The sequence below is a fragment of the Streptococcus ratti FA-1 = DSM 20564 genome, from assembly GCF_000286075.1.
Classification (GTDB): domain Bacteria; phylum Bacillota; class Bacilli; order Lactobacillales; family Streptococcaceae; genus Streptococcus; species Streptococcus ratti.
The window spans coordinates 550,659-577,470 of sequence record NZ_AJTZ01000005.1; the positions used below are offsets into that span (position 1 = coordinate 550,659).

The window sequence follows — 26,812 nt, forward strand, 5'->3', positions numbered from 1 at the left end:
TTTTTCGCTTTAGAAGAAGCCCTTACTTTTTATTGTTTTATTTGATATGATATAAAAAAAGTGTTCATTTATTAAAGGCTAAGGAAATACTATGAAAATTGATAAGGTATTTAATAATAATGTCGTTCAGGTTCTTGGTGAGAAGAATGAAGAGATCATTGTTATGGGAAAAGGGCTTGGCTTTCAAAAAAAGCCTGGTGATGAGGTCAATCAAGAATTAATTGAAAAACGCTTTATCTTGCAAGATACAGATATGGCAGGTGAATTATCACGTGTCTATGTCGATCTTGACAGTGATGAAATCAAGCTGGTTCTTGACATTATCCATCAAGGACAGGATGTTTTAGAGCAAACCTTTGATATTTCACTGTATATTGCTTTGGCTGATCATCTGCACTATACGATTGAACGGACAAAAGAAGGCTTAGTCCTCCAAAATCCGCTGTCTTGGGAAGTCAGAAAGTTTTATCCCCGAGAATTCCAGCTGGGCAGAGAAGCAATCAAGTATATCAAGGAAAAACTAGGTATAGAGCTGGCCGATGATGAAGCAGCTTCGATTGCTCTGCATTTTGTTAATGCGCAAAAAGACGGCGGTTTACTGGAGAAAAATCGTTTAATTTCCAAGATTGTTATTGATATTTTGGAAATTGTCCGCCTGCATTTTGGTCAAATCACAGATGAAGAATCTGTCAGTTACAATCGCTTTGTCACCCATATTCAGTATTTTGCTCAGCGTGTTGCAAATGGCCTTGTTCAGGGAAAGAATGATGCTTTCCTTTATGAACAGGTTAAGGAAAATTATCCGCAGGCTTTTGCCTGTACCGAAAAAATTAAATCCTACGTCGCGTCTAGTTATGATTTTCCCATGAGCAAGGATGAACAGGTTTATCTAACTATTCATATCCAGCGTTTAGAAGCTAGCCAGTAGGGCTAGTTTTTTTTAATATTTTTGTAAAAGCGCTTGCAAAAATAAATTAGTGTGTTATAATGATATTCATAAGGATTGTTACTGGTTAAGCAGGCAAAACCTAGATAAATACGAATTGATTGCAAAGAGTTTGACTTTGTCCAGTCATTTGGTATTTGTTTAGGTTTTTTTGCGTGTGAAATGGTGATTATTCTAAAAATAACTGCACTAGAGCCGGATTGGCTGAATTCGATTATTTAAAAGCGATAAGTCACTAACGGCTAGCATCTTATTTAATTGAGCACGCCTACGACTCTTTGGAAAAAGATAACCATTCCTAGATGCTAAGCATCTTCGTCAGGTTCCTATTTTCCTGTGAGTCGCTAACGGCTTAGCATCTTATTTAATTGAGCACGCCTACGACTCTTTGGAAAAAGATAACCATTCCTAGATGCTAAGCATCTTCGTCAGGTTCCTATTTTCCTGTGAGTCGCTTAACGGCTTAGCATCTTATTTAATTGAGCACGCCTACGACTCTTTGGAAAAAGATAACCATTCCTAGATGCTAAGCATCTTCGTCAGGTTCCTATTTTCCTGTGAGTCGCTTAACGGCTTAGCATCTTATGAAAGGAGCCTAAAATGGCTAAAGATTATACTGAATTGGCAAATGATATTGTCAAGCATGTTGGCGGCAAAGATAATATTGTCAAGCTCGTGCACTGTGTCACCCGCCTGCGTTTTACTCTCAAAGATGAAAGTAAGGCAGACGAAGAGTATCTCAAACAGCGCGAAGGCGTTGTCACTGTAGTGAAAGCAGGAGGACAGTTCCAAGTCGTAATCGGAAATCATGTTCCTGATGTTTATGATACAGTATTAAAAGTAAGCGGTATTACCGGTGAGGGCGGTATCGATGTTGATGAAGGAGATATTCCTAAAGGAAATCTTTTTGATCGCTTTATTGCTCTGGTATCCGGACTTTTCCAACCAATGCTGGGTGCTCTTTCAGCAGCAGGTATGATTAAGGGGTTAGTTGCCATTTTAGCAGCAGTAGGGGTCCCCGAAACCGATGGTGCTTATGTTGTCCTCAATGCAGCAGGTGATGGATTCTTCCAATTTTTGCCGCTCATCTTAGCATTGACTGCAGCAAAACGCTTTAAAATGGAGCAATTCACCGCCCTTGCTATCGGCTTTGCTATGGTTTATCCCAATATAGCTGCCAGCTTTACTGCTAAAGAACCGCTTTATACTTTATTCTCTGGAACATTAATTGAATCTCCGATTTATTCGACTTTCTTTGGTATTCCTATTATTTTCCCAGCTTCTAGTTATCTGCAAACGGTCTTGCCAGTTATTGTTGCTGTTTGGGCCGGTTCTAAGATTGAAGGTTTCTTTAAGAAGATAATTCCAGATGTTGTTAAGGTCTTTGTGGTTCCCTTCTTTACCATCTTAATTACTGTTCCTCTGTCTTTCCTCCTTATTGGTCCTGTGATGAGCTGGGCATCTGATCTTGTTGGTGCCACCTTTACAGGTATTTACGGCCTAAGCCCAATTATTTATGGCATTGTTCTGGGTGCTATGTGGCAGGTGCTGGTTATGTTTGGCCTTCACTGGGGACTTGTTCCGCTTGCTATTTTGGAACTGCAAAAGGGTCCCGGTGTTATCCTTGTGGCAACTATTGCTATCTGTTTTGCGCAGGCAGGTTCTCTTCTTAACATCATGATGCGTACAAAAGAAAATAAGGTTAGACAATTATCTATTCCAGCCTTTATCTCTGCACTTTTCGGTGTAACAGAACCCGCTATTTACGGTATTACGCTGCCAATGCGTACTCCATTCATTATGACCTGTATTTCAGGTGCTATTTCAGGTGCTTATCTCTCTCTTTTTAATGTTAAGATGCAGGTTATGGGCGGTATGGGACTCTTTGCTATTCCATCATTCATTGACCCTAAAAATTCAATGACACTGATTCATTTCTTGATCGCTATCGTCATGAACTTTGTTCTTGGTTTTTTCCTGACCCAGTTTGTTAAAATTCCTTATCTTTATGATCAGCCCGAATCTGAAAGTACAGGCGGCAGCTCAGAAGAAAGCGTTCAGGAATTAAAAGAAATCAAGCAAGAAATCATTGCCAGTCCCTTAATCGGTAAAGTTGTTAAACTGGAAGATGTCCCTGATGAAGTGTTTGCTTCTGGAGCTATGGGCAAGGGGATTGCTATTGATCCAGATGACGGTGCCGTTGTTGCTCCGGCCAAAGGAGAGGTAACACTGGTCTTTCCGACTAAGCATGCGATTGGCCTGAAGACTGAAAATGGAGCTGAAATTTTGATTCACATCGGCATGGATACTGTCTCACTTGCTGGCAAAGGCTTTAAAGGCTTTGTTGAAGTTGGTGATAAGGTGGAAGCTGGTCAGACTCTGCTTGAATTTGATGTTAATACAATCAAAGCAGCAGGCTTGCCGGTTATCACGCCAGTTATTGTTACAAACTCAGACCAATATGAAGACGTTTTGACTACACAGGAACGAACTGTTGAAGCAGGCGATTATCTCCTGACAGCTGTCAAATAGCACTCCATAATTAATAAGATCGGAAAAAAAGATTCCGATCTTATTTTTATTATGTGATTTTTAGTCCGTTTCGCACCAAAGGATGCGAGACAAAATAACACCCGCATAGCGGGTGCGCAATCTACGGTTATACCAAAAAACGTGCTACAATCGCTTTTATCTGTTGGAAAGTTCTCGCTTGGAGTTTGTTTTGCTTGCAAATCAAGGAAATAGCCTTGAACGTTATAGAGCTTAAGAAATTTTTGTGCTAAACACAGATTTTCTACTTAAGAGAGTGGGACAAACCGTATTTTTATTCCCACTCAACTGTTGCCGGCGGTTTGCTGGTAATATCGTAGACGATACGGTTGACGTGATCGACTTCATTGACAATACGAACTGAAATTTTCTGAAGAACATCCCATGGAAGTTTCGCAAAATCAGCTGTCATACCGTCGATAGAAGTGATAGCGCGAATAGCGATGGTGTAGTCGTAGGTACGGCCATCCCCCATAACACCAACTGAGCGCACACCAGTATTGACGGTGAAGTATTGCCAAACATCGCGTTCTAAGCCAGCTTTAGCGATTTCTTCACGTAAAATAGCATCAGACTCACGAACAGTCTCTAACTTTTCAGCAGTAATTTCACCCATGATGCGAATAGCAAGACCTGGTCCCGGGAAAGGCTGACGCCAAACAATTTCATCAGGCATACCAAGGGCAGTTCCTAAAGCACGAACTTCATCCTTGAAGAGTGTGTTCAAGGGTTCAATCAATTCAAACTGCATATCTTCGGGCAGACCGCCGACATTGTGGTGAGATTTAATGGTTTGAGCTGTTTCAGTACCCGATTCGATAACATCTGTATAGAGTGTTCCCTGAGCAAGGAAATCAACATCTTTGAGCTTGCTAGCTTCGTCATCAAAGACATAGACAAATTCATTGCCGATGATTTTTCGTTTCTTTTCGGGGTCCTCAATACCGGCTAAAAGTTCCAAAAAGCGTTTTGAAGCGTCAACACGGATGATATTGAGACCGAATTTGCCGCCAAGCATTTCCATAACTTGGTCGCCCTCGCCTTTACGAAGCAAACCGTGATCAACAAAAATACAAGTCAGCTGATCACCAATAGCACGTTGCAAAAGAACGCCGACAACAGATGAATCAACTCCGCCTGAGAGTCCCAAAAGAACCTTGCGGCTGCCTACTTGCTCACGGATTTTTTGGATTTCCATATCGATGAAATTATCCATGGACCAATCTCCCTTGCCGCCGCAGATATCAAGAGCAAAATTGCGCAGGATATCATTGCCGTAAACAGAATGGCGGACTTCAGGATGAAATTGAATACCAAAAATTTTCTTGTCGGTATTTTCAATGGCAGCATAAGGGCAGTCCGTAGAGTCACCAATCAGCTGGAATCCCTGAGGTATCTTGGTAACAGCATCGCCGTGGCTCATTAAAACAGTCTGCTCTGCAGGAGTTCCTTTAAAAAGCTCTGAATCAGCTGCTAAGCGCAGGGTTGACTGACCGTACTCGCTGTTGCCAGTCTGGCCGGCAGGAACTACCTTGCCGCCAAGTTTATCTGTCAGCAGCTGCATCCCATAGCAAATTCCAAGAATAGGAATGCCGAGTTCAAAAATACCCTCATCAATTCCAAAAGCATTATCAGCATAAACAGAATTTGGCCCCCCAGATAGAATAATACCGATGGGATTGATGGCCCGAACTTCATCAGCTGTGATTCTGTGACTTCTCAATTCTGAGAAGACACCAAACTCACGAATGCGCCGGGCAATAAGTTGATTGTACTGACTGCCGTAGTCAAGCACAATGATTTTTTGAATATCTTTAATGTCAGTCATTGTTTTCCTTTCCTTTTACTGTTTTGCTAGTTGGGCTAGCAAAGACATAATCACTTTATTTTAGCATAATTTGCAGGATTTGACAGCTGATTTTCAGAAAAACCTTGCCAGATCAGCTCACTCAGCATTTGAGAGCTTTTGCAAAAGGTCTGTAAATTTGGTACCATTAGTACAAAACTGTTTTATAGACAAGGAGAGAGGATGTTACCAGCTTATATTCGGATTCATGATCAAATCAAAAAAGAAATTGACGAGGGACTGTGGAAAATTGGTACCCGTCTTCCCAGTGAACGCGATCTAGCAGAGCGTTTTGAGGTCAGCCGAATGACACTCAGGCAGGCTGTAACACTGCTCGTTGAGGAAGGGATTCTAGAGCGCCGTGTGGGAAGCGGCACTTATGTCGCCAGCAGCCGCGTTCAGGAAAAGATGCGGGGAACGACCAGCTTTACTGAGATTGTCAAGTCGCAAGGAAAAACACCCTCGACTAAAGTCGTTTCATATAAGCGAGTACACCCGAGCGAGCAGGAAATCAAATTTTTGGATGTTAAGCCAAATACCTATGTGATTCGAATGGAGCGTGTCCGCTATGCCGATGACATCCCTGTCGTATTTGAAGTAGCGGCCATCCCTGAAAAAATTATAAAGAATTTCAAAAAAGAAGAAATTAGCAAACATTTCTTTCAGACCTTGACAGACAATGGCTTTGTCATCGGTAAGAGTCAGCAGACTATTTCAGCCAGCAATGCCAGTGAAATGACTGCTGATTATCTGGCGATTCCGCGCGGTCATGCTGTTTTAAGCCTGACACAGATTTCTTTTTTTGAGGATGGTACTCCGTTTGAATATGTCCGCAGCCAATATGTTGGCGATCGTTTTGAATTTTATTTAGAAAATAAGTAGAGTATGTACAATGGCAGCAAAAGAAAAAATGGTCAGCAATCCCCGCTATCAAAAAGTAGCTCTAGGGATTGCTCAACGAATTGTTGATGGTAAATTTCCTCTGGGTCAAAAATTAAAATCCCGTTCGACCCTTTCCAGTTATTTTAATGTTTCCCCAGAAACTGCCCGAAAGGCGATTAATGTGCTGGCTGATTTAGATATCGTTTCAGTCAGGCAGGGAAGCGGGGTCATTGTTGTTTCAAGAGACAAAGCCATCGAATTTTTGGAGCAGTTTGAGGCTACTTCAGGTTTACGAGAGATTAAGCAGAATATTCAAGTTAGTTTAAGAAAACAAAAAGAAGAACTAGAAGCCATGGATAAGATGGTTGAGGTCTTTTTATCACAGGCCAGTCTGATTCGCAAAAAGTTTCCCTTCGAACCTTTTGAATTAATTCTTAACAGTGAGAGCCCTAATCTGGGTAAAAGTTTGGCAGATTTAAATTTATGGCATCAAACAGGAGCAACAGTTGTAGCCCTGAAAAGCCAAGGAGAGCTGCTTTTGTCGCCTGGCCCCTATGCCACTGTCAGAAAAGACGATACTCTCTATTTTGTCGGTGATGACCGATCTTTTTCCCGCATGAAAAATCTTTTTGACATCTTATGACACAATAATTTAATAAATATTGCAGGCTTCTGCCTGCCTTTATCTTTGACATACTGACCATATAACTATATAATAGTGTGGTCAGTTGATTTTTGGAAATAGATTAGAAATGAGGGATATACTTGAACAAACTTGAAGTCAAGCATCTCACCAAAATTTTTGGTAAAAAGCAAAAAGCGGCGCTTGAGATGATTAAACAACAAAAAAGCAAGACAGAAATTTTAGAACAAACAGGTGCTACAGTTGGGGTCTATGATGTCAGCTTTGAAGTCAAAGAAGGTGAAGTTTTTGTCATCATGGGACTTTCCGGATCAGGTAAGTCAACCTTAATCCGACTGTTAAATCGCCTGATTGAACCCTCCTCAGGAGATATCTACATCAACGGCAGTGATATTTCCAAGATGAATACCGAGGAGCTCCGTGAGGTTAGACGACATACACTGAATATGGTTTTCCAAAACTTTGGTCTCTTTCCTCACAAAACGATTTTAGAAAATACAGAGTTTGGTTTGGAGCTGAGAGGTGTTCCTAAAGAAGAGCGGGTTAAATTAGCTGAACGTGCTCTTGATAATTCGAACCTGCTGGCCTTTAAAGACCAATATCCTAACCAGCTTTCCGGTGGTATGCAGCAGCGGGTTGGATTAGCGCGTGCTCTGGCCAATGATCCGGAAATCCTTTTGATGGACGAAGCTTTCTCGGCTTTGGATCCGTTGATTCGTAAGGAAATGCAGGATGAACTTTTAGATTTACAAGAAAAGGTTCAAAAGACGATCATCTTCATTACTCACGATTTGAATGAGGCACTGAGAATCGGGGATCGTATTGCCCTGATGAAGGATGGTCAAATCATGCAGATTGGTACCGGGGAAGAAATTTTAACTAAGCCGGCTAATGATTTTGTTCGTGAATTCGTTGAAGATGTTGACCGTTCTAAAGTTTTAACGGCTCAGAATATTATGATTAAGCCGCTGACAACCCTTATTGGAGTTGACGGTCCTCAGGTGGCTCTGACTAGAATGCACAATGAAGAAGTCAGCATGCTGATGGCTACGGATCGACGCCGTCAATTGGTAGGGTCAGTTACCGCAGAAGCTGCCATTGAAGCAAGACGCAAGGGAGTTCCTTTGGCGGATGTTGTTGACCGCGATGTGCGGACGGTTTCTAAAGATACTGTTATTACAGATATTATGCCTCTGATTTATGATTCAGCTGCACCAATCGCAGTTACGGATGATGATAACCGGCTTTTAGGTGTCATTATCAAGGGCCGTGTTATTGAAGCTCTGGCTAATACAAAAGATGATGCAGATGCAGAAGGAGGGGAAGAATAGTTTTGAATGTACTTTTGATAGGAAAATTACCTGTTGCCCAATGGATAGAAGGGCTCACCAACTGGCTGACGCATACTTTTTCTGGTTTATTTAACTTTATACAGTCCGTCGGCAACTTTATCATGGACGGGATTACAAATACTCTGTCATTTATTAATCCTTTGCTCTTAATCGCTTTAGTGACTGTTGCCGCCTTTTTCTTGGTTGGCAAAAAATGGACACTGCCGTCCTTTACCCTGATCGGCCTGCTCTTTATCTATAATCAAGGCCTATGGGGAGATTTGATTAATACTTTCACTTTAGTTCTGGTATCTAGTTTTGTTTCCATTGTTATTGGGATTCCTTTAGGGATTTGGATGGCAAAGAATAATACTGTTAAACAAGTGATTAATCCTATTTTGGACTTCATGCAGACCATGCCTGCCTTTGTTTACCTGATACCAGCTGTTGCTTTCTTCGGTATTGGTATTGTTCCGGGGGTATTTGCTTCTGTTATTTTCGCTTTGCCTCCAACTGTTCGCTTTACCAATCTTGCTATTCGTGAAATTCCGACAGAGCTGGTTGAAGCAGCAGACGCTTTCGGCAGCACACCTAGACAAAAATTATTCAAAGTTGAGCTGCCTTTAGCTAAAAATACAATTATGGCTGGTGTTAACCAGACTATCATGTTGGCACTTTCTATGGTTGTCACGGGTTCTATGATTGGAGCTCCCGGTCTTGGCCGCGGTGTTTTATCTGCCCTGCAGCATGCTGATATCGGTTCAGGCTTTGTCAATGGTCTTGCCCTAGTTATCTTAGCCATTATTATTGACCGTTTCAGTCAAACGGCTAATCGACAAACCAAGGATGCTAGCCAAAAATCATCTAAAACCAATACGATTATCGCTTTAACAGCGCTTGTTTTATTTGTCTTTGCAGGAATTACCCGCTTCTTTTTCCAAGGTCGCTCTAATAGCGGTCAAACAGTTAAACTTTCTTATGTCGAGTGGGATTCTGAAGTAGCATCTACTAACGTTTTAGCCCAAGTTCTTAAAGAAGAGGGGTATAAAGTTGAGATAATTCCGCTTGATAATGCTGTTATGTGGCAGTCAGTAGCTAAAGGTGAAACAGATGCAATGGTTAGTGCTTGGCTGCCAAACACTCATGGAGATCAATATAAGAAATATAAATCAAATATTGTTGATTTGGGACCAAATCTTAAAGGAGTGAAATTGGGACTTGCTGTGCCAACTTACATGACAGATGTCAACAGCATCGAAGATTTGAGCAATCAGGCTGATAAAAAAATTACGGGTATTGAGCCAGGTGCCGGTATCATGAAAGCCGCCCAAAAAGCTCAAAAATCCTATAGCAATCTATCTGGATGGGAGTTAGTTTCTTCTTCGACAGGAGCTATGACAACTGCTTTGGATCAAGCTTATAAAAACAAAAAAGAAATCGTTGTAACTGCCTGGTCTCCACACTGGATGTTTGCCAAGTATAAGCTGAAATACTTAAAAGATCCTAAAAAAGATTTTGGCAGTTCTGAAAGTATTCATTCCATTACACGTAAAGGGCTGAAAAAAGATATGCCTAAGGTTAATAAAATTATTGATAAGTTTAATTGGACACAAAAAGACATGGAGTCTGTTATGCTTGATATCAATAATGGAACTTCTCCTGAGAAGGCTGCTAAAAAGTGGATTAAAGAAAATCCTAAAAAAGTTGCTTCTTGGACAAACAGTAAATAAGTTCAGCTCTTATGAATGATCCCAATAAAATGAGGTTAGGAAATGTTCTAATCTCATTTTATTTTCCTCGCCAGATGATTTTAGGGCTCAAATATGATAAAATAAAGCTTATGGAAATTGAAAAAACCAATCGTATGAATGCCCTTTTTGAGTTTTATGCAGCGCTGCTGACAGATAAGCAGATGAACTACATTGAGCTCTATTACGCTGACGATTACAGCTTAGCTGAAATCGCTGAAGAATTTAAGGTCAGCCGTCAGGCAGTCTACGATAACATCAAGCGAACAGAAAAAATCTTAGAAGATTATGAAATGAAACTGCACATGTATTCTGATTATATTGTTCGCAGTGAAATTTTTGACGATCTGCTGGATAAGTATCCCGAAGATGCTTATCTGCAGGACAAGATTTCTGTTCTCATCAGTATTGACAATCGAGATTAATATTTCTAGTATTTTCAACAATAAGGAGAAAATTAAATGGCTTTTGAAAGTTTAACAGAACGCCTGCAGGGTGTTTTTAAAAATTTGCGCGGAAAGAGAAAACTCTCAGAAAAAGATGTTCAGGAAGTGACCAAGGAAATCCGTCTGGCTCTTCTTGAAGCAGACGTTGCTCTTCCAGTTGTAAAAGACTTTATCAAGCGTGTGCGTGAACGTGCTATCGGACATGAGGTTATTGATACTCTTGATCCATCACAGCAAATCATTAAAATCGTTGATGAAGAGCTGACAGCGATTCTGGGATCTGAAACATCCGAACTTGAAAAGTCCCCCAAGATTCCAACAGTCATTATGATGGCTGGACTCCAAGGGGCTGGTAAGACAACTTTTGCCGGAAAGCTGGCTAATAAACTGGTCAAGGAAGAAAATGCGCGTCCTTTGATGATTGCCGCAGATATCTATCGTCCGGCTGCTATTGACCAATTGAAAACTCTCGGTCAGCAAATCAACGTCCCTGTTTTTGAAATGGGAACAGAACATACAGCCGTTGAGATTGTAAGAGCAGGTCTGGCCCAGGCCAAAGAAAATCGAAATGACTATGTCTTAATTGATACAGCAGGGCGCCTGCAAATTGATGAAAAGCTCATGGCTGAGCTGAGAGATGTCAAGGCGCTGGCTCAGCCTGATGAAATTCTCTTAGTCGTTGATAGTATGATTGGTCAGGAAGCTGCCAATGTTGCTCGGGAATTCAACAATCAGCTGGAAATAACCGGTCTTGTTCTGACGAAGATTGACGGCGATACACGCGGCGGCGCGGCTCTTTCCATCCGCCAAATTACTGGCAAGCCTATCAAATTTACGGGTACCGGTGAAAAGATTTCCGATATTGAGACCTTCCATCCCGATCGGATGTCTTCACGTATCTTGGGCATGGGCGACCTTTTGACCTTGATTGAAAAAGCCAGTCAGGACTATGATGAGCAAAAATCGGCAGAGCTTGCCGAAAAAATGCGTGAAAATACCTTTGACTTTAATGATTTCATCGATCAGTTAGATCAGGTGCAAAATATGGGGCCTATGGAAGATATTCTCAAAATGATTCCAGGAATGGCCAATAATCCGGCGCTTGCTAATGTTAAGGTTGATGAGCGCGATATCGCCAGAAAACGGGCCATAGTATCGTCAATGACACCTGCTGAACGTGAAAACCCAGAACTTTTAACACCGAGCCGCCGCCGCCGGATTGCTGCAGGTTCTGGCAATACTTTTGTTAATGTCAATAAATTCATCAAAGACTTCAATCAGGCTAAAAAAATGATGCAGGGTGTTCTGTCTGGCGATATGAACAAAATGATGAAACAAATGGGACTTAATCCTAATAATATGCCTAAAAATATGGATACATCAGCTCTAGAAGGAATGATGGGGCAAGGCGGAATGCCCGATATGTCCGCTCTTGGCGGCAATATGGATATGGGTCAGATGTTTGGCGGCGGCTTCAAAGGCAAAGTCGGAGAATTTGCCATGAAACAATCCATGAAAAAAATGGCTAAGAAAATGAAGAAAGCCAAAAAAAGAAGAAAATAAGAGATTGAATAATTCTTATAGTTGGTGCTATCTCTAGCAGAATTTTCGCTATAATGGATATTTCTAAAAGTTTCCGTTATAATAGACATTTTATATAATTTCCGTTATAATAGACATTATAAGGAGGGACTATGATTCATATAGCGATTATTGGAGATATTATTGCTTCACGAGAAATAAAAGATCGGCTCGAAAGTCAAGAGAAGCTTCAAAGTATTTTAGATCGGGTTAATTCTCGTTATAAAGCTGTACTGGAATCTCCATTCACCATAACAACAGGGGATGAATTTCAGGCCTTGCTGCGTCCCAATAGACATATTTTTCAAATTATTGATGATATTGCCATAGGATTTCAGCCTTACCAAATTAGATTTGGCATTGGAGTAGGCGGCATGCTGACAGCAGTAAATCCCAAACAAAGCATCGGCTCAGATGGACCGGCTTATTGGCATGCCAGAGCTGCCATTGATTATATTCATGACAATAATGATTACGGCAGCAACCATTTGTCAGTAGCTTTAGATGATAAAGAAGCAGCTCGAAAAATCAATGCTGTCTTAGCTGCCTGTGAATTTATTAAATCAAAATGGACAGCTACTCAGGCAGAACTGCTGATGGCGCTGCTAAACGAAGGAATTTATGAAGAAAAATTTTCTCATAAGGAGATGGCCAAGGTGCTCCATTTAAGTCCCAGCAGCTTTAATAAGCGCCTCAAATCCAGTGGTTTAAAAATTTACCTGAGAAATAAAAAGGCAGCTGCTGATTTATTGCTGGATGCTATTGAAAGTGAAGGAGAGGCAGCAAATGATTAATTTAAATCTTGTATCACATTTTCTGTCGCATAATCCTATGCTGACATTGCTTTTCATTGCACATTTTTTAGCTGATTTTCAATGGCAGAGTCAAAAAATGGCAGATTTAAAATCTCGGGATTGGCGGTATTTGTTTAAACATCTTTGTATTGTTGCCCTGCCTTTGATTTTGATCAGTCTGTGTATTCCTCAGGCCTTTGGTCTGGCTCTGCTGGTCTTTGCCAGCCATGTCGTGATTGACAGTGCTAAGTTCTCGCTCTACCCTTTTTACCATAAGCGGCAATTAGATAAATCCATTTTTCTTCTTGATCAAACTCTGCACCTTTTGATGATAACCACGCTCTATCTTTTTAGTGAACAAATCACAGTAGGATGGATAAGCGATATTCAGTATATCCTTAAGTTAATTTTGTTTATGGTTCTTATTACCAAACCAGTTAATATCATCTTTAAGCTGTTTTTCAGCAAATATCAAGTTAAAAATATTAATGATGATGAAACCGTTACAGGCGCAGGAGCAACTATCGGTTTGCTGGAACGCTTGATCATGGGAATATTTCTCCTATTTGGCCAGTTTGCTTCTATCGGTTTGGTTTTTACAGCCAAGTCGATTGCACGTTATGATAAAATTTCTAAAAACCAGGCTTTTGCAGAATATTACCTCATAGGTTCCTTGTTTAGCATTATTAGCGTTTTGGCAGTATATGCCCTTTGCTTAATATAATCAAAAAGATTTCTATTCCGTACAGTAGAAATCTTTTTGATTATTTGAAAAACACATGGATATAAATACGAATAATGGTAGTGGAGGTAACTACATGTATAGTATTGAATTCACAAAAGAAGCTCTGTTGCCGCGAGAACGTCTGCTAACCTATGGTCCTGAAAGTCTCAGCAATCAGGAGCTGTTGGCTATTATCCTAAGGACTGGCACTAGGAAGGAGCATGTTTTAAATTTATCCAATAATATTTTAGGGCGTTTAGACAGCATAGCTGACTTTCGCACTCTATCAATAGAAGAACTGCAGACAATCGCTGGAATCAGCCAGTTAAAATCGATAGAAATCAAGGCTATTCTGGAATTTTCCAAAAGAATCAATCAGTCAGAATATAGTTTTAAAGAACGCATTTTAAGCAGCGAACGCTTGGCCAAAGTAATGATGGCTGAACTGGGGGACAAGAGACAAGAGCATCTGGTGGCCATTTATCTTGATACGCAAAACCGTATTATCAAAAAGAAAATTATCTTTATCGGCAGTGTCAGGCGCTCCGTTGCCGAACCCAGAGAAATCCTGCACTATGCCTGCAAAAGTATGGCAACCTCGCTGATTGTTGTGCATAACCATCCCTCAGGTTCAACCTATCCCAGTGAAAATGATCTGGTATTTACAGAAAAAATAAAACGATCCTGTGATGATCTAGGAATCGTTTTTTTGGATCATATTATCGTCGGTAAAAAGGAGTATTACAGTTTTCGTGAAGAAACAGATCTTATCTAAAGCTCTTTAACAACATATTTAAAAAGCTTTCGATCTTCTTCTCGCGATTCAAGCAAGAATTCGGGGTGCCACTGAACTCCCAAAAACGTAATAGCGGGATTGGTGGACATCACCGCTTCAATGGTATCATCAGCAGGATCATAGGCAATAACTTCTAGGTCATCAGCCAGCCGCTTGATACTCTGGTGATGAAAAGAGTTGATAGAAGTAGAAGTACCGTAAATTTTTTCCAAAGCAGTATCAGCTTTTATCAGCATGTTTTGGCTAAGATAGTCACTGGGCTTATCTTGCCAGTGGTGCTCAATGTCTTGATTAAGGGTTCCACCCAAAGCGATATTCATCAGCTGTGTTCCCCTGCAAACAGAAAAAATTGGCTTTTCCTGTTTAATGGCTTCTTCAACAAGAGCAAATTCAAACAAATCACGCGCCAAATAAAAATCATCGTCACTAGTATCTTTTTCTTCTCCGTAAAAAACAGGGTCAACATTTTGGCCACCTGTTAAAATAAGCTTGTCAACCATGGAAACATAGGAGGCAGCAAAATCCGGCTCACTGACAGGAATAACAAGCGGAAGACCACCAGCTTCCTGTACTCCCTTGACGTAGCCAGATGGTGTATAGGACCACAGTATGTCAGGAAATTTTGCATGCGGTCTTTCATTGCCTGAAATACCGATAATTGGCTTGGGGTTGGTCATAGACCCTCCTTACTTATATTACTTATTAGAATTTTTTTCTTGATTCATAAAATATAATAGTGTCTGTAATTCGCTGGTTAAATCAACATACTGAGCGACGACTCCTTTTGGGAGCGAGAGATGAACGGGCGAAAAACATAGAATACCTTTGATACCGGCTTCAACCAAAGTGTCAGCAACTTTCTGGGCCTTGCTGCTGGGGACAGTTAAAATAGCCGTCTTGACATCTGTTCCGACCAGTTTATCTTTGATACTGGAAATTCCATAAATAGGGACACCATCAGCTGTTCGCTTGCCGACCTGCTCATTATCATCAGTATCAAAAGCCATGGTAATTTTCATCTTATTGCGCTCGTGAAAACGATAGTGGAGAAGAGCGCGGCCGATATTGCCGACTCCGACAAGCAGTACATTAGTCGTAGAGGTGTCATTGAGAATATCTGCAAAAAAATTCATTAATTTTTTGACATCATAGCCAAAACCACGGCGGCCCAACTCACCAAAATAAGAAAAGTCACGGCGAACTGTCGCTGAATCAATACCGATTGCTGAAGCAATTTGCTTAGAGCTTGCCTTTTCAATATTTTCTGAATGGAATCGTTTAAAAATGCGATAATAAAGCGATAGACGCTTAGCAGTCGCTTTAGGAATAGATTTGTCAAAAGTAACCATACTTATCTCCTTTGCTATGTAATATTATTTTAAAAAAAGATTGTGAAAATTGCAACATCTTTTCTTTAAAGTTAGCATAAGTTTTTCTTATAAAAGGATTTCACTTTGATTTATAGACGCAAAAAGGGAGCTGAAACTTTGTAAAACTGCTCAAGTATCAGCCTACCCTATTTTTGTTTATTAAAAACTGTTTTTCCAGCAGACAGCGGAAGTGCTGTACTGAAAAATCAACTTAAATTTCTTTTTTCTCAAAGATATCGCGCTCAGCTAAACTGTCCATTAAAAAATAAAACTTATCCTGAATCGTTTGATTTTCCGCTGATTTAAAGATATTAACTGTGCGCAGTCCGGATTTGTCTGTAATGGTCAGTTTAAAACCTGTCAAATCTTTATTGATTGTAATTTTCAGAGAGCAACCATCTCCGCTGTTAGGGACTTTTTCTAAAAGACGGCTGAGCTCGTAATTTCCCAGCTTGTTTTGAACAAAAGCTGTATCCCGCAAGGTAAATTTTTTAACTTTAGGGCTGATGGTATAGCTGTATTTGCAATCAGGTAAATTTACTGTTTTTTCAAAAGCCATTTTATTTTCCTACAATCTCCTTTATTTTTGCGGCTAGAGCCTTAGTTTCATCTGGTTTGTTCAAATCTGAAAAACTGATACGAACAGATTCCTGTAGACGATGAGAACCAGCGCCGTATTTTGCTGCTAAAACATGGCTGGGATCAACTGTACCGGCCGTGCAGGCAGAACCTGTTGAAATCGCAAAGCCAGCCAAATCCAGCTGAGTGAGCAAAATGCCATTATTGTAAGCGGGAAATCCAATATTAATAACATAGGGAAGAGCATCTTCGTTAGAATTAAGATAGTAATCAAGACCTTCTAAGCCCTCTAAGAATAGCCTTTTGAGCTTAGCAACATATTCTAGATGATCTTTTAGATGAGCCTGAGCATCAATCAGAGCCTGTGTCAGGCCCGCAATACCAATTAGATTTTCTGTACTGGCACGGCGTTTTTCTTCCTGTTCACCGCCGTGCAGGAGACTGTCAAAATGAACATTGTCAGCATAGAGAAGACCGACTCCTTTAGGACCGTGAAATTTATGAGCGGAAGCTGACAGAAAATCAATGTTTAGATCCTTAGGGTGGATAGGAATCTTACCTGCAGCCTGAACGGCATCAACATGAAAAGCTGCTTGATGCTCCTTAAGAAGATTGCCGATTTCTTCAATTGGCAGTAGGTCCCCTGTTTCATTATTAGCAAACATGACAGATACTAAAATCGTGTCTTCACGCAGAGCATCTTTCACCTGCTGAACAGAAATGCGGCCATCAATAGGATTCAAGTAGGTCACTTGAAAACCAAAACGTTTTTCTAAATAATGCAGACTGTTTAAAACAGAATGATGTTCAATAGCTGTTGAAATAATGTGTTTCCCTTGAGCCTGATGAGCAAGCGCATAACCTTTAAGAGCAGTGTTGTTGCTTTCTGTTCCGCCGGAAGTAAAAATAATATTTCTTGCTGGAACTTCAAACACCTGAGCAACACTTTGCCGACACTCTCTTAACAGTTTGTTGGCAGCTCTGCCGTAGGAATGGATGCTGGACGGATTGCCAAAAATATCAGTCATAACCCCAGTCATGGCCTGAGCAGCAGAAGGTGTTAGGGGAGTTGTTGCAGCATTATCAAAATAAATCACGTTTAGGATTCATCTCCTTTACGGTCGTAAGCGAACAGTGGACTGACCGGCCGTCTTTCGTGAATACGAATGATAGCATCTGCAATCAGTTCACTGGCAGAAAGATAATGTAAATTATCAGGTAACTTTTGTTGCGTACAGACAGAATCTGTAATCAAAATATCTTTAATTGGAGCAGCCTGCAGAATTTCTGTTGCCCCACTGGCGAATAGTCCATGACTGGCAACAGCATAGATTTCAGTAGCGCCTCCGCGCTCAACAATTTTAGCGGACTCTGCGAATGTTTTTCCCGTATTAAGAATATCATCAATGAGAATAGCTTTCTTACCAGCAACATCACCGATAATATAACCTTCCTCACGCGAGGAATCATCATCCTGAGCATAATCAATGATAGCAATCGGAGCATCTAGATACTGAGCTAAACCGCGGGCGCGTTTTATACCTGAATTTTTCGGACTGACGACAACGACATCTTCCCCGTACAAACCAAGTTTTGTATAATGCTCAGCAAATAAAGGAATAGTAAATAAATTATCTACAGGAATATCAAAGAATCCTTGCACCTGAACAGCGTGCAGATCTAAGGTTAAAACACGGTCAACCCCAGCCTTAACCAGCATATTAGCTACTAATTTAGCTGTGATTGGTTCGCGGGCAGCAGCAATACGATCCTGGCGTGAGTAGCCAAAATAAGGAATAACAACATTAACACTGTTAGCACTGGCACGTTTGCAGGCGTCTACCATAATCAAAAGTTCCCACAGGTGATCATTTACGGGATAGCTGGTAGACTGAATGACATAAATATCATCTCCCCGAACGCTTTCTTCAATGTTGATCATAATCTCACCGTCAGAAAACTTACGAGAAGATACTTTCCCTAACGGCAGTCCGGCAGCCTTAGAAATCTTTTCGGCAATGTCGGTGTTTGAAGTTAAAGAAAAAAGTTTAATTTGTTTGTCGGCGTAACGTTCTGCCATGGTATTTAGTGCTCCTTTACATTAGTATCTTTATTTTACCAAATATTATGAAAAATTTCAGTTGATTTTAATATTTTCTGCTTTTGGTCTTTATTTTTTGCGCAGCGTTTGGCTGAAGCGGGCCACTTTGCTTTTGGCATATTTAAACTGAATGCGGTTAGCTTGAAGAAAAGCTTCAAAATCTGTCTTACCCTTTTGAGCATCAGAGACTTCCAATTCTAATTCGTAATCCTCAATCCCTGCATAACGGTTGTAATCCAAAGCCATGAGGCCAATTTTAGTGGTGATTTCACGCCTTACTGTAGTCAGATTTCCAAGAACTTTCAAATCATTTAACTTAATGCCAGTCCGAGAAATCAGCTCTTTAATTTCAATATCTGGGAACTGCAGCGTACGGATTATTGTTTCAGCTTCACTCAGTAACAGATCATGATTATACTCCAAATTACCGACTTTTTGGGGCACTTTGAGTGTTAGCTCAGCCTTATCAGTAAAAGTTCTGATACGCAGAGACATTTTATTGGCTTTCAAATCAAAACTGTCAGTATCAAAATAATAGTTCGTCTGTGTGACTGGCTCAATATGAGGCATTTGTTCTTTGATACGATTAAATTCTTCTTTGGTCAGCAGCGTTTTATATTCGATTTCGAGATGATTCATTCTTTTTTCCTTTGTTTGGCTTATTATGGTATAATAAGATATTGATTTAATTTTATAAAAAAGTCTTATTTTTGACAAGGAAGGGGCAAGGTTTATGGACTGGGAAGAATTTCTGGACCCTTATATCCAGGCAGTCGGGGAATTAAAGATAAAATTCAGAGGAATTCGCAAACAGTTTCGTAAGCAAAACCGCCATTCGCCAATCGAATTTGTGACCGGCCGTGTCAAACCGATTGAGAGCATCAAGGAAAAAATGACTTTGCGAGGAATAAAGCGCGAAAATCTTGCTCAAGATATGCAGGACATTGCAGGTTTGCGGATTATGGTTCAGTTCGTTGACGACGTTGATGATGTATTGGATCTCCTGCGGCAGCGCAAGGACATGAAAATTGTGCAGGAGAGAGATTACATTAATAATTTAAAGCCCAGCGGCTACCGGTCATACCATGTTGTTATTGAGTATCCTGTTGATACCATTAGCGGTCAAAAAATTATTCTTGCTGAAGTTCAAATTCGAACACTGGCTATGAATTTTTGGGCGACCATTGAACATTCTCTTAACTATAAATACCGCGGTGAATTTCCGGATGAGATAAAAAAGCGTTTAGAGCTGACTGCCCGAATCGCTTTTCAGCTGGATGAAGAAATGCGGCAGATTCGCGATGATATCAAAGAAGCTCAGTTATTATTTGATGCCGAAAAAAGAAAGCTAAATGATGGTGTAGGAAATAGTGATGACACAGATGAACTTTACCGATAAGACAACGAAGGTTGCCATAATTGCAAACGGAAAATATCAAAGCAAGCGAGTTGCCAGTAAACTTTTCTCTGCTTTGAGAGATGATGATAGTTTTTATCTGACCAAGAAAAACCCCGATATTGTCATTACTATTGGTGGAGATGGTATGCTTTTGTCAGCTTTTCACATGTACGAAAAGCATCTGGACAGCGTTCGCTTTGTCGGTATCCATACAGGACATTTAGGTTTTTATACGGATTATCGTGATTTTGAAGTTGATAAATTACTGGATAATTTGCATTCAGATAAGGGCGAAAAAGTTTCTTACCCGATTTTAAAAGTTACCCTTACTTTAAGCGACGGACGGCAGCTGACTTCCAGAGCTCTCAATGAAGCAACTGTCAAAAGATTTGAAAAAACAATGGTCGCAGATGTTATCATTAATCATGTTCAGTTTGAACGTTTTCGCGGAGATGGTATCTCAGTTTCTACACCAACCGGTAGCACTGCCTACAATAAATCTTTGGGCGGAGCCGTTTTGCATCCGACTATTGAAGCATTACAGCTGACAGAGATTTCAAGCCTCAACAATCGTGTTTTCAGAACCTTGGGAAGTTCAATTATTGTTCCTAAAAAGGATAAGATCGAGATCATTCCCAAACGCTTAGGGTCCTATATTTTGTCCATTGATAATAAAACATATACGCATCGAAATATCGCTAAGATTGAATACGAGATCGATCACAGGAAAATCAGTTTTGTGGCAACACCAAGCCATACTAGCTTTTGGGAACGGGTTAAAGACTCTTTTATTGGGGACTGCGATTCATGAGGTTTGAATTTGTTGCAGACCGACAGACAAAGATTAAGACATTCTTAAAGGGTTATGATATCTCTAAAGCCCTGCTGGCTAAGATTAAATTCAAGGGCGGCTCTATACTGGTCAACGGTAAAGCAGAAAATGCCATTTATTTGCTCAGCGAGGGCGATCAGGTAGTTATTGATATCCCTGACGAAGAATCTCACGAAAGTTTAAAACCGATCAAACATGAACTCAATATTGTCCATGAAGATGAACATTTTCTAGTCTTGGATAAACCGGCAGGCTATGCCAGCATTCCCAGCATGCTGCATTCAAATACCATGGCTAACTTTGTCAAGGGCTATTATTTAGAACAAGACTACCCAAATAAACAGATTCATATTGTAACTAGACTTGACAAGGATACCAGCGGTCTTATGCTGTTTGCCAAACATGGTTACGCTCACGCGCGAATGGACCGGCAGCTCCAGAAAAAAAGTATTGAAAAACGTTACTATGCTTTGGTATCTGGCAGCGGAAAACTGGCTGAGAAGGGTGAGATTATTGCGCCTATCGCTAGAAATGATGAAAGCATTATTACACGCTGTGTTCATCCTTCCGGCAAATATGCCCATACTAGTTATGAAATTGTGGCCAGTTACGGAGATGTGCACTTAGTTGATATTCACCTGCATACTGGCCGTACCCATCAGATACGTGTGCATTTTGCACATATCGGCTTTCCGCTTTTAGGTGATGATCTTTACGGTGGCGATATGAGTTATGGCCTCAAGAGACAGGCTCTTCACTGTCACTGTTTAGCTTTTACAGATCCTTTTTCAAAAGAACACAAGGAGTACAATAGTTTCTTGACAGATGACTTTGATAGCGTTATCATGGATTTAAAAAATAGATAGAGGGTTTATATAATGAGTATTCGTTCTTTGTTTGGCAGTCTTCGGGAAAAAGTTGTTGGTAAAAATATCAAAATTGTGTTCCCAGAAGGAAATGATGAGCGCGTTGTGCGTGCAGCTGCCCGTCTTAAATTTGAAGGTTTGGTTGAGCCCATTATTTTGGGAAATGAAACTGATGTCCGCAGTTTGCTGACCAAACTAGGCTTTGCTGATCAGAATTATAAGGTTATCAATCCTGAAGATTATCCTGATTTCGAAAAAATGAAACAAGAATTTGTAGAAATTCGCAAGGGTAAAGCCACTCTTGAAGACGCTGACAAACTTCTTAAAGACGTCAATTATTTTGGCGTTATGCTGGTAAAATTGGGACTGGCTGATGGTATGGTTTCCGGGGCTATTCATTCGACGGCTGATACCGTTCGCCCAGCTCTGCAAATTGTAAAAACCAAACCAGGAATTTCGCGGACATCGGGTGTTTTCCTTATGAATCGCGAAAATACCAGTCAGCGCTTAATCTTTGCCGACTGTGCTATCAATATTGATCCTAATGAACAGGAACTAGCTGAAATTGCTGTCAATACAGCAGATACAGCAAGGATTTTTGATATTGATCCTAAAATTGCTATGCTCAGTTTTTCAACCAAGGGAAGCGCTAAGGCTCCTCAAGTTGAAAAGGTTCAAGAAGCAACCCGTATTGCCAAGGAGCTTCGGCCGAAAATTGCACTTGACGGTGAGCTTCAGTTTGATGCAGCATTTGTGCCTGAAACAGCAGCCATCAAAGCACCGGGCAGTGATGTTGCAGGACAGGCCAATGTTTTTATCTTCCCAGATTTGCAGTCAGGCAATATTGGCTATAAGATTGCTCAGCGTCTGGGAATGTTTGAGGCGATTGGGCCAATTTTACAGGGGCTGAACAGTCCGGTAAACGATCTGTCGCGTGGCTCTAGTGCTGAAGACATTTATAAGCTTGCTATCATTACCGCTGCACAAACTATTGAAAACGACTAATACAAAAAAGAGAAGTGGGACAAACCGCGATGATTATTGCACAATCACCCACAGAAACATGAAAACAAAACTAAAAGCCCTTGCTAGGAGTATTATCTTAGCAAGGGCTTTGTGCCTGAACATTTTGGCTGATTATTAAGAAACAAGCATCTACTCCACTGATATTGTTTGATGTATTAGTGTAAATAGTGTCCCGCTCTCTTTATTTAGTCAATTTTTTTCCAAAAGCGCTGTTGGATATAATAATGAAGTGCTCCTAATGCTGCTAAGGCAAGCAAGGTCAGTCCGACTCCCACACCCAAAATAGATGTTTTTAAGGAAATTATAATAGCCAAAATAACTAAGGCGGTTCCCAAAATCAAACTGCCAAAAACAATTCCCATATAGAGCCACTGTCCGGAGCCTCTTGAAAAGAGCTGTGCTACATTTTGCCAATTAAGTGTTAAAAGCCGATAATCGCGCCAATACATTAACTCACCAATAACAAAGCTCGACAGTACCATTCCTAGAAGAAAGCTAAGCAGCAAAGCAATAGGGATTTTCAGTACGGCGACCCCTAAAATAAAATAAATAAGGATCGGCAGGCTGATTTGCAGCAAGATAAGGCAGTAGAATTTTTGCCGCAAAAAATGTTTAAAGGAAATCGGCAAGGTTTTTATAAAGCTATAGTTATTTTTTTCTAAGGAGATGGCAACCCCCAAGAAACTGCTGGGACTGGAGATGAAATTTCCCATGATGATACCTATGAGCAATGCGACACCAAAGAAACGCGAATCAAGATTTGCCAAAAAAGAATTCTCTGAAGAAAAGGAAGGGCCGATAAAAGCCATCACAAAGATTAAGGGCATTAAATAGCTCTGGACAAGCAGGGTTGCATCTTTAAGGGTATTTAAATGGTGTTTAATCAGGGTTTGCCTGAGATTGTCATTTGATGTCTTTTTGGTAATTTTTCTTGTTACCGGCTGATTTGTCTGAATAGACAAAAATTGTTTAAAATAATTGGATATAATAGTGCGCCAAATAAAAACTATCAGGATAGCCATTAACCCAATTCCCAGCCAGAAATTCAAGAGGCTGGCTGTTGAAAAAGGATTCTTAACGACGTCATAGAAACCTCTAAAATAAGGCAGATTGGCCATCTTGGCAGTGCCGCCGTTTTCGTTTATTGAATTGCCCGTGAACTGCAAGTAAACTATGGTACCTACAGCAGCTACCGTTGAAATGACCATTAGGACTGTCGAAATCGTTTTTTTATGTGAACTTTTGACTAAGACCTGTCCTATAAAATAAATCAGAATAACGCTAATGCAGTTAGTTGCAAGCAGTAGAAGCAAAAAATTAATGACAGTTGCAGCAACAGTGACAGCAATAGAGTGAGTCATCTGCCAATAGGCAATTATAAAAAGAGAAAGCAGTGGCATTAAAAAGGGTAAACTGCCGCCTTGAGAGGAAATGAGTTTAGCAAAATAGACCTCTTTTTCCTTGACCGGCAGCGGCAGGTACAATTTTGTATCATCACTCTCATAAAAAACTGCAAAAAGTGTCGTAAATCCCGAAATAATAGTAATAATGCTGAAAAGAGCTACTTGGAAGGAGAAATACCCACTTGACTGAGAGTAGTCAACTGCTAAAAAAAGACTGAAGTAGATGACTAAAAAGAACAAGACTAAGAAAAGCTGCTGCCCTAATACTGTTTTATAGGCTGAAAAATGTTTGTCTGGGTATTTTTCACGCTTTTTTTGAATATTAGTCAATGCCTGGGGATTGGAATAAAGGATGTTAATCTTTATCATTTCCCAAATATTTTTATAATTCATGCCTCATCACCTGCCTTTGGCTCTTCTTTGCGTCCGGCCAGTTCCAGGTAGATAGTTTCTAGGTCCTTATCCGGATGATTAGTTTTTAATTCATCCAAAGTTCCAACAAAAATAAGCTCCCCGTGCCGCAAAATACCAATACGGTCGCATAACTGTTCAGCAACCGAAAGAACATGGGTTGAAAAGAGGACAGTGTGACCGGTACGGGCATGCTCTTTCATCATCTCTTTCAAATCAAAAGATGCCTGGGGATCCAATCCGGTCAGCGGCTCATCCAAAATCCAGATATCAGGATTAGGAATAAGAGCTCCAATGACAATAACTTTTTGGCGCATGCCGTGAGAAAAACTCTCGATTGTTTCAAAGCGCCGGTCAAAAATATCAAACAGACTGGCAAGTTTAGCAATGCGGTCTTCAGCTGTTTTTGGGTCAACATCATAAATTTTCGCTAAAAACAGCCAATATTCTTGAGCGCTGAGATTAAGAAAGATGTCAGGAGAATCAGGGACATAGGCGATCCGTCTTTTAATGTCATCGCGATGTTCAGCCAACTTTAAATCATCAACAAAAATATCGCCATAGCTGGCATTGATGACCGATGTCAGCATATTAATCGTAGTTGTTTTACCGGCGCCATTATGACCAATTAGACCAAAAATTTCACCGTTTTCAATTGTTAGGTTCAAATCGCTCAAGGCTTGGGCGGTTCCGTATAATTTGGAAACATGTTCAAATCTAATCATAAAAATTCCTCCTTAAATATTAACTATTATACTACTAAAATCATACAAACAAAACCCCAATTTTAGAAAAAATAAAGGAAAGATTTCTGTACACTGATATTTTCCGGTAAAAAAGGTATAATAAGCTATGATAAAGCTAAAAAGCAAAGGAGATTGAAAATGGCAGAAGCAGTATTGATTACGGGCGTTTCAGCGGGATTTGGCAAGGCAATGGCGGAAACCTTTGTTAAAGAAGGATACCGTGTTATCGGAGCTGCCAGACGGCTAGAAAAGTTAAATAATCTTAAAAGAGCCTTAGGAGAAAACTTTTATCCCTTGCAGATGGATATGACAGATACGGCCTCTATAGATAAAGCTTTAGCAAGCCTCCCACAAGAATGGTCAGAAATTGAACTTTTAATTAACAATGCTGGCTTAGCTTTAGGGCTTGATAAGGCTTATGAAGCTAACTTTAAGGATTGGGAAACTATGATTGCCACCAATATTATCGGGCTGACCTATCTGACACGTCAAGTATTGCCGGCTATGGCAGAGCGAAAATCAGGCCATGTCATCAACATTGGATCAACTGCCGGGACCTATCCCTATCCAGGCGGAAATGTTTACGGCGCAAGCAAGGCCTTTGTAAAGCAGTTTAGTCTTAATCTGCGGGCAGACTTGGCTGGAACCAAGGTGCGTGTCACAAATATTGAACCTGGTCTTTGCGGTGGAACAGAATTTTCTAACGTTCGTTTTAAAGGCGATGATGAACGTGCCGATCATCTCTACCGAGGCGCTCATAGTATTCAGCCTCAGGATATAGCAAATACCGTCCTCTGGGTTTATCAGCAGCCTAAACATGTCAATATTAACCGCGTTGAAATTATGCCAACTTCACAAAGTTTTGGCCCTCAACCGGTTGACAGAGATCTGGATTAGAAAGAAGCGGCTTAGTCCTTATGAAGGAAACAGAAAATATTAATCTTTTGTTTGCGATTGATGACCGATTTGTAGATCAATTTAAGGTAACCCTCTATTCTTTATATATCAACAGCTCTTGCAAAAATCTAACCGTTTATATCTTGCAAAAGGGGCTTTTGGACAGACATGATGAAATCGCAGCGTTTTGCCATCAGCTTGGTCTTGCTTATGAGCCGCTTGTCATCAGCAAAGATGACTTCAAGGACGCTCCAGTCAGCGATCGCTATCCTGAAACAATTTATTACCGGCTTTTGGCTCAAGAATATCTTCCTCAGCATCTATCACGGATTCTCTATCTGGACGCTGATATCCTTTGTCTTAATGATATTGTTTCTCTTTATCAGATGGAAATGGGCGACAATTTATATGCTGCCGCCAGTCATGTGTCAGATAAGGGGATAACAGATATTGTCAATAAGCTGCGTTTAAATAATTTTGAGGCAGAAAGCTATTTTAATACTGGCATTTTGCTGATGAACCTGGAGAAGTGCCGTCAGGAAATAAACCGTCAGCTTATCATGGATTATATCGCTAAAAAGGGAAGAACCTTGCTTTTGCCCGATCAAGATGTTCTCAATGCTCTCTATGGCTCAAAAACAAGCCAAATTCCTGATGAAATCTATAATTATGATGCTAGATATAATATCATTTATTTTACACGCAGCCTAGGAGAATGGGATCTTGATTGGGTTATCAAGAACACCGTTTTCTTACATTTTTGCGGTAAAGATAAACCGTGGAAAAAAGATTACAAGGGCCGCTATGCAGCTTTGTATAAACATTATCAGCACAGAGTTGAATTACTGTAAAGTTATTCAATTATTATATAAAACTTATTATAAGCTAACCAAAA

Annotated in this window: 26 protein-coding genes; 17 read left to right on the plus strand and 9 right to left on the minus strand. The window is 40.4% G+C overall.

The window, feature by feature from the left end; all coding sequences use genetic code 11:
- Window positions 1-91: 91 nt before the first annotated feature.
- Both licT and SRA_RS04695 read left to right on the plus strand, forming a co-directional pair.
- Complete coding sequence (gene licT, locus SRA_RS04690) at window positions 92-928, plus strand: BglG family transcription antiterminator LicT (RefSeq protein WP_003088202.1); 837 nt, start codon at window positions 92-94, stop codon at window positions 926-928.
- A gap of 618 nt (window positions 929-1,546) precedes the next feature.
- Entirely contained in the window at window positions 1,547-3,478 is a 1,932-nt protein-coding gene (locus SRA_RS04695; protein WP_003088205.1) for a beta-glucoside-specific PTS transporter subunit IIABC, read from the plus strand.
- A 292-nt stretch (window positions 3,479-3,770) separates the two neighbouring features.
- On the opposite strand, the gene guaA is transcribed toward SRA_RS04695, so the two are convergent.
- Entirely contained in the window at window positions 3,771-5,324 is a 1,554-nt protein-coding gene (gene guaA, locus SRA_RS04700; protein WP_003088208.1) for a glutamine-hydrolyzing GMP synthase, read from the minus strand.
- A 201-nt stretch (window positions 5,325-5,525) separates the two neighbouring features.
- Between guaA and SRA_RS04705 the strand changes: the two genes are divergently transcribed.
- The 9 genes from SRA_RS04705 (at window position 5,526) to radC (ending at window position 14,266) form a co-directional block, all read left to right on the plus strand.
- Complete coding sequence (locus tag SRA_RS04705; RefSeq protein ID WP_003088210.1) at window positions 5,526-6,224, plus strand: GntR family transcriptional regulator; 699 nt, start codon at window positions 5,526-5,528, stop codon at window positions 6,222-6,224.
- Between the two features lie 10 nt (window positions 6,225-6,234).
- Window positions 6,235-6,867 (plus strand): GntR family transcriptional regulator, encoded by a 633-nt coding sequence (locus SRA_RS04710; protein WP_003088213.1) that lies wholly within the window; start codon window positions 6,235-6,237, stop codon window positions 6,865-6,867.
- A gap of 122 nt (window positions 6,868-6,989) precedes the next feature.
- A complete protein-coding gene (locus SRA_RS04715; RefSeq protein WP_003088216.1) occupies window positions 6,990-8,198 on the plus strand; it encodes a quaternary amine ABC transporter ATP-binding protein in 1,209 nt (402 codons plus the stop codon).
- Window positions 8,199-8,200: 2 nt separating this feature from the next.
- On the plus strand, window positions 8,201-9,928 hold the full coding sequence (locus SRA_RS04720) for an ABC transporter permease/substrate binding protein (protein ID WP_003088218.1): 1,728 nt from the start codon (window positions 8,201-8,203) through the stop codon (window positions 9,926-9,928).
- A gap of 110 nt (window positions 9,929-10,038) precedes the next feature.
- Window positions 10,039-10,371 (plus strand): putative DNA-binding protein, encoded by a 333-nt coding sequence (locus tag SRA_RS04725; protein WP_003088220.1) that lies wholly within the window; start codon window positions 10,039-10,041, stop codon window positions 10,369-10,371.
- 36 nt (window positions 10,372-10,407) lie between these two features.
- Complete coding sequence (gene ffh, locus SRA_RS04730; RefSeq protein WP_003088222.1) at window positions 10,408-11,955, plus strand: signal recognition particle protein; 1,548 nt, start codon at window positions 10,408-10,410, stop codon at window positions 11,953-11,955.
- Between the two features lie 131 nt (window positions 11,956-12,086).
- Entirely contained in the window at window positions 12,087-12,767 is a 681-nt protein-coding gene (locus tag SRA_RS04735) for a SatD family protein (RefSeq protein WP_003088224.1), read from the plus strand.
- Window positions 12,760-13,491: a DUF3307 domain-containing protein gene (locus SRA_RS04740; RefSeq protein ID WP_003088227.1), complete on the plus strand. Its 732-nt coding sequence runs from the start codon at window positions 12,760-12,762 to the stop codon at window positions 13,489-13,491. The genes SRA_RS04735 and SRA_RS04740 overlap by 8 nt, the downstream gene beginning before the upstream one ends.
- 94 nt (window positions 13,492-13,585) lie before the next feature.
- Complete coding sequence (radC, locus tag SRA_RS04745) at window positions 13,586-14,266, plus strand: RadC family protein (protein WP_003088230.1); 681 nt, start codon at window positions 13,586-13,588, stop codon at window positions 14,264-14,266.
- On the opposite strand, the gene SRA_RS04750 is transcribed toward radC, so the two are convergent.
- The 6 genes from SRA_RS04750 to SRA_RS04775 all read right to left on the minus strand — a co-directional run bounded on the left by SRA_RS04750 (window position 14,263) and on the right by SRA_RS04775 (window position 18,976).
- Window positions 14,263-14,964 carry a gamma-glutamyl-gamma-aminobutyrate hydrolase family protein gene (locus tag SRA_RS04750; RefSeq protein ID WP_003088233.1) on the minus strand — a complete coding sequence of 234 codons (702 nt, stop codon included), beginning with the start codon at window positions 14,962-14,964 and terminating at the stop codon, window positions 14,263-14,265. The genes radC and SRA_RS04750 overlap by 4 nt on opposite strands.
- Window positions 14,965-14,982: 18 nt before the next feature.
- A complete protein-coding gene (locus SRA_RS04755) occupies window positions 14,983-15,636 on the minus strand; it encodes a redox-sensing transcriptional repressor Rex (protein ID WP_003088235.1) in 654 nt (217 codons plus the stop codon).
- Between the two features lie 232 nt (window positions 15,637-15,868).
- The gene (locus SRA_RS04760) at window positions 15,869-16,216 is read right to left on the minus strand and encodes a DUF1831 domain-containing protein (RefSeq protein ID WP_003088237.1); all 348 of its coding nucleotides are present in this window, start codon (window positions 16,214-16,216) and stop codon (window positions 15,869-15,871) included.
- A 1-nt stretch (window position 16,217) separates the two neighbouring features.
- A complete protein-coding gene (locus tag SRA_RS04765) occupies window positions 16,218-17,333 on the minus strand; it encodes a cysteine desulfurase family protein (protein ID WP_003088240.1) in 1,116 nt (371 codons plus the stop codon).
- Between the two features lie 2 nt (window positions 17,334-17,335).
- Window positions 17,336-18,316: a ribose-phosphate diphosphokinase gene (locus SRA_RS04770; RefSeq protein WP_003088244.1), complete on the minus strand. Its 981-nt coding sequence runs from the start codon at window positions 18,314-18,316 to the stop codon at window positions 17,336-17,338.
- A gap of 90 nt (window positions 18,317-18,406) precedes the next feature.
- Window positions 18,407-18,976, minus strand: a complete 570-nt coding sequence (locus tag SRA_RS04775; RefSeq protein ID WP_003088247.1) for a CYTH domain-containing protein — start codon at window positions 18,974-18,976, stop codon at window positions 18,407-18,409.
- A 94-nt stretch (window positions 18,977-19,070) separates the two neighbouring features.
- On the opposite strand from SRA_RS04775, the gene yjbM reads away from it, so the two are divergent.
- From yjbM to pta, 4 genes are read left to right on the plus strand one after another with little or no spacing between them, the layout of a single operon-like run.
- The gene (gene yjbM / locus SRA_RS04780) at window positions 19,071-19,736 is read left to right on the plus strand and encodes a GTP diphosphokinase (protein WP_003088249.1); all 666 of its coding nucleotides are present in this window, start codon (window positions 19,071-19,073) and stop codon (window positions 19,734-19,736) included.
- Window positions 19,711-20,547 (plus strand): NAD kinase, encoded by an 837-nt coding sequence (locus tag SRA_RS04785; protein WP_003088252.1) that lies wholly within the window; start codon window positions 19,711-19,713, stop codon window positions 20,545-20,547. The genes yjbM and SRA_RS04785 overlap by 26 nt, the downstream gene beginning before the upstream one ends.
- Complete coding sequence (locus tag SRA_RS04790; protein WP_003088254.1) at window positions 20,544-21,434, plus strand: RluA family pseudouridine synthase; 891 nt, start codon at window positions 20,544-20,546, stop codon at window positions 21,432-21,434. The genes SRA_RS04785 and SRA_RS04790 overlap by 4 nt, the downstream gene beginning before the upstream one ends.
- Before the next feature lie 12 nt (window positions 21,435-21,446).
- Window positions 21,447-22,439, plus strand: coding sequence for a phosphate acetyltransferase (pta, locus tag SRA_RS04795; RefSeq protein WP_003088255.1), 993 nt, complete (start codon window positions 21,447-21,449; stop codon window positions 22,437-22,439).
- Window positions 22,440-22,645: 206 nt separating this feature from the next.
- Here the strand turns inward: pta and SRA_RS04800 are convergent, their stop codons facing one another.
- Entirely contained in the window at window positions 22,646-24,256 is a 1,611-nt protein-coding gene (locus SRA_RS04800; RefSeq protein WP_003088256.1) for a hypothetical protein, read from the minus strand.
- Entirely contained in the window at window positions 24,253-24,999 is a 747-nt protein-coding gene (locus SRA_RS04805) for an ABC transporter ATP-binding protein (RefSeq protein ID WP_003088257.1), read from the minus strand. Before SRA_RS04805 ends, SRA_RS04800 begins: the two co-directional genes overlap by 4 nt.
- A 159-nt stretch (window positions 25,000-25,158) precedes the next feature.
- On the opposite strand from SRA_RS04805, the gene SRA_RS04810 reads away from it, so the two are divergent.
- Window positions 25,159-25,917, plus strand: a complete 759-nt coding sequence (locus tag SRA_RS04810) for an SDR family oxidoreductase (protein WP_003088258.1) — start codon at window positions 25,159-25,161, stop codon at window positions 25,915-25,917.
- Between the two features lie 20 nt (window positions 25,918-25,937).
- Window positions 25,938-26,768: a glycosyltransferase family 8 protein gene (locus SRA_RS04815; RefSeq protein ID WP_003088259.1), complete on the plus strand. Its 831-nt coding sequence runs from the start codon at window positions 25,938-25,940 to the stop codon at window positions 26,766-26,768.
- Window positions 26,769-26,812 lie beyond the last annotated feature (44 nt).

Coding starts and splice junctions, on each gene's coding strand:
- SRA_RS04815 (WP_003088259.1), top strand. CDS start 25,938: ATGAAGGAAACAGAAAATATTAATCTTTTGTTTGCGATTGATGACCGA.
- SRA_RS04695 (WP_003088205.1), top strand. CDS start 1,547: ATGGCTAAAGATTATACTGAATTGGCAAATGATATTGTCAAGCATGTT.
- SRA_RS04805 (WP_003088257.1), bottom strand. CDS start 24,999: ATGATTAGATTTGAACATGTTTCCAAATTATACGGAACCGCCCAAGCC.
- SRA_RS04775 (WP_003088247.1), bottom strand. CDS start 18,976: ATGAATCATCTCGAAATCGAATATAAAACGCTGCTGACCAAAGAAGAA.
- SRA_RS04800 (WP_003088256.1), bottom strand. CDS start 24,256: ATGAATTATAAAAATATTTGGGAAATGATAAAGATTAACATCCTTTAT.
- SRA_RS04750 (WP_003088233.1), bottom strand. CDS start 14,964: ATGACCAACCCCAAGCCAATTATCGGTATTTCAGGCAATGAAAGACCG.
- radC (WP_003088230.1), top strand. CDS start 13,586: ATGTATAGTATTGAATTCACAAAAGAAGCTCTGTTGCCGCGAGAACGT.
- SRA_RS04740 (WP_003088227.1), top strand. CDS start 12,760: ATGATTAATTTAAATCTTGTATCACATTTTCTGTCGCATAATCCTATG.
- licT (WP_003088202.1), top strand. CDS start 92: ATGAAAATTGATAAGGTATTTAATAATAATGTCGTTCAGGTTCTTGGT.
- yjbM (WP_003088249.1), top strand. CDS start 19,071: ATGGACTGGGAAGAATTTCTGGACCCTTATATCCAGGCAGTCGGGGAA.
- pta (WP_003088255.1), top strand. CDS start 21,447: ATGAGTATTCGTTCTTTGTTTGGCAGTCTTCGGGAAAAAGTTGTTGGT.
- SRA_RS04810 (WP_003088258.1), top strand. CDS start 25,159: ATGGCAGAAGCAGTATTGATTACGGGCGTTTCAGCGGGATTTGGCAAG.
- SRA_RS04760 (WP_003088237.1), bottom strand. CDS start 16,216: ATGGCTTTTGAAAAAACAGTAAATTTACCTGATTGCAAATACAGCTAT.
- SRA_RS04785 (WP_003088252.1), top strand. CDS start 19,711: ATGACACAGATGAACTTTACCGATAAGACAACGAAGGTTGCCATAATT.
- SRA_RS04790 (WP_003088254.1), top strand. CDS start 20,544: ATGAGGTTTGAATTTGTTGCAGACCGACAGACAAAGATTAAGACATTC.
- SRA_RS04725 (WP_003088220.1), top strand. CDS start 10,039: ATGGAAATTGAAAAAACCAATCGTATGAATGCCCTTTTTGAGTTTTAT.
- ffh (WP_003088222.1), top strand. CDS start 10,408: ATGGCTTTTGAAAGTTTAACAGAACGCCTGCAGGGTGTTTTTAAAAAT.
- guaA (WP_003088208.1), bottom strand. CDS start 5,324: ATGACTGACATTAAAGATATTCAAAAAATCATTGTGCTTGACTACGGC.
- SRA_RS04710 (WP_003088213.1), top strand. CDS start 6,235: ATGGCAGCAAAAGAAAAAATGGTCAGCAATCCCCGCTATCAAAAAGTA.
- SRA_RS04770 (WP_003088244.1), bottom strand. CDS start 18,316: ATGGCAGAACGTTACGCCGACAAACAAATTAAACTTTTTTCTTTAACT.
- SRA_RS04735 (WP_003088224.1), top strand. CDS start 12,087: ATGATTCATATAGCGATTATTGGAGATATTATTGCTTCACGAGAAATA.
- SRA_RS04705 (WP_003088210.1), top strand. CDS start 5,526: ATGTTACCAGCTTATATTCGGATTCATGATCAAATCAAAAAAGAAATT.
- SRA_RS04755 (WP_003088235.1), bottom strand. CDS start 15,636: ATGGTTACTTTTGACAAATCTATTCCTAAAGCGACTGCTAAGCGTCTA.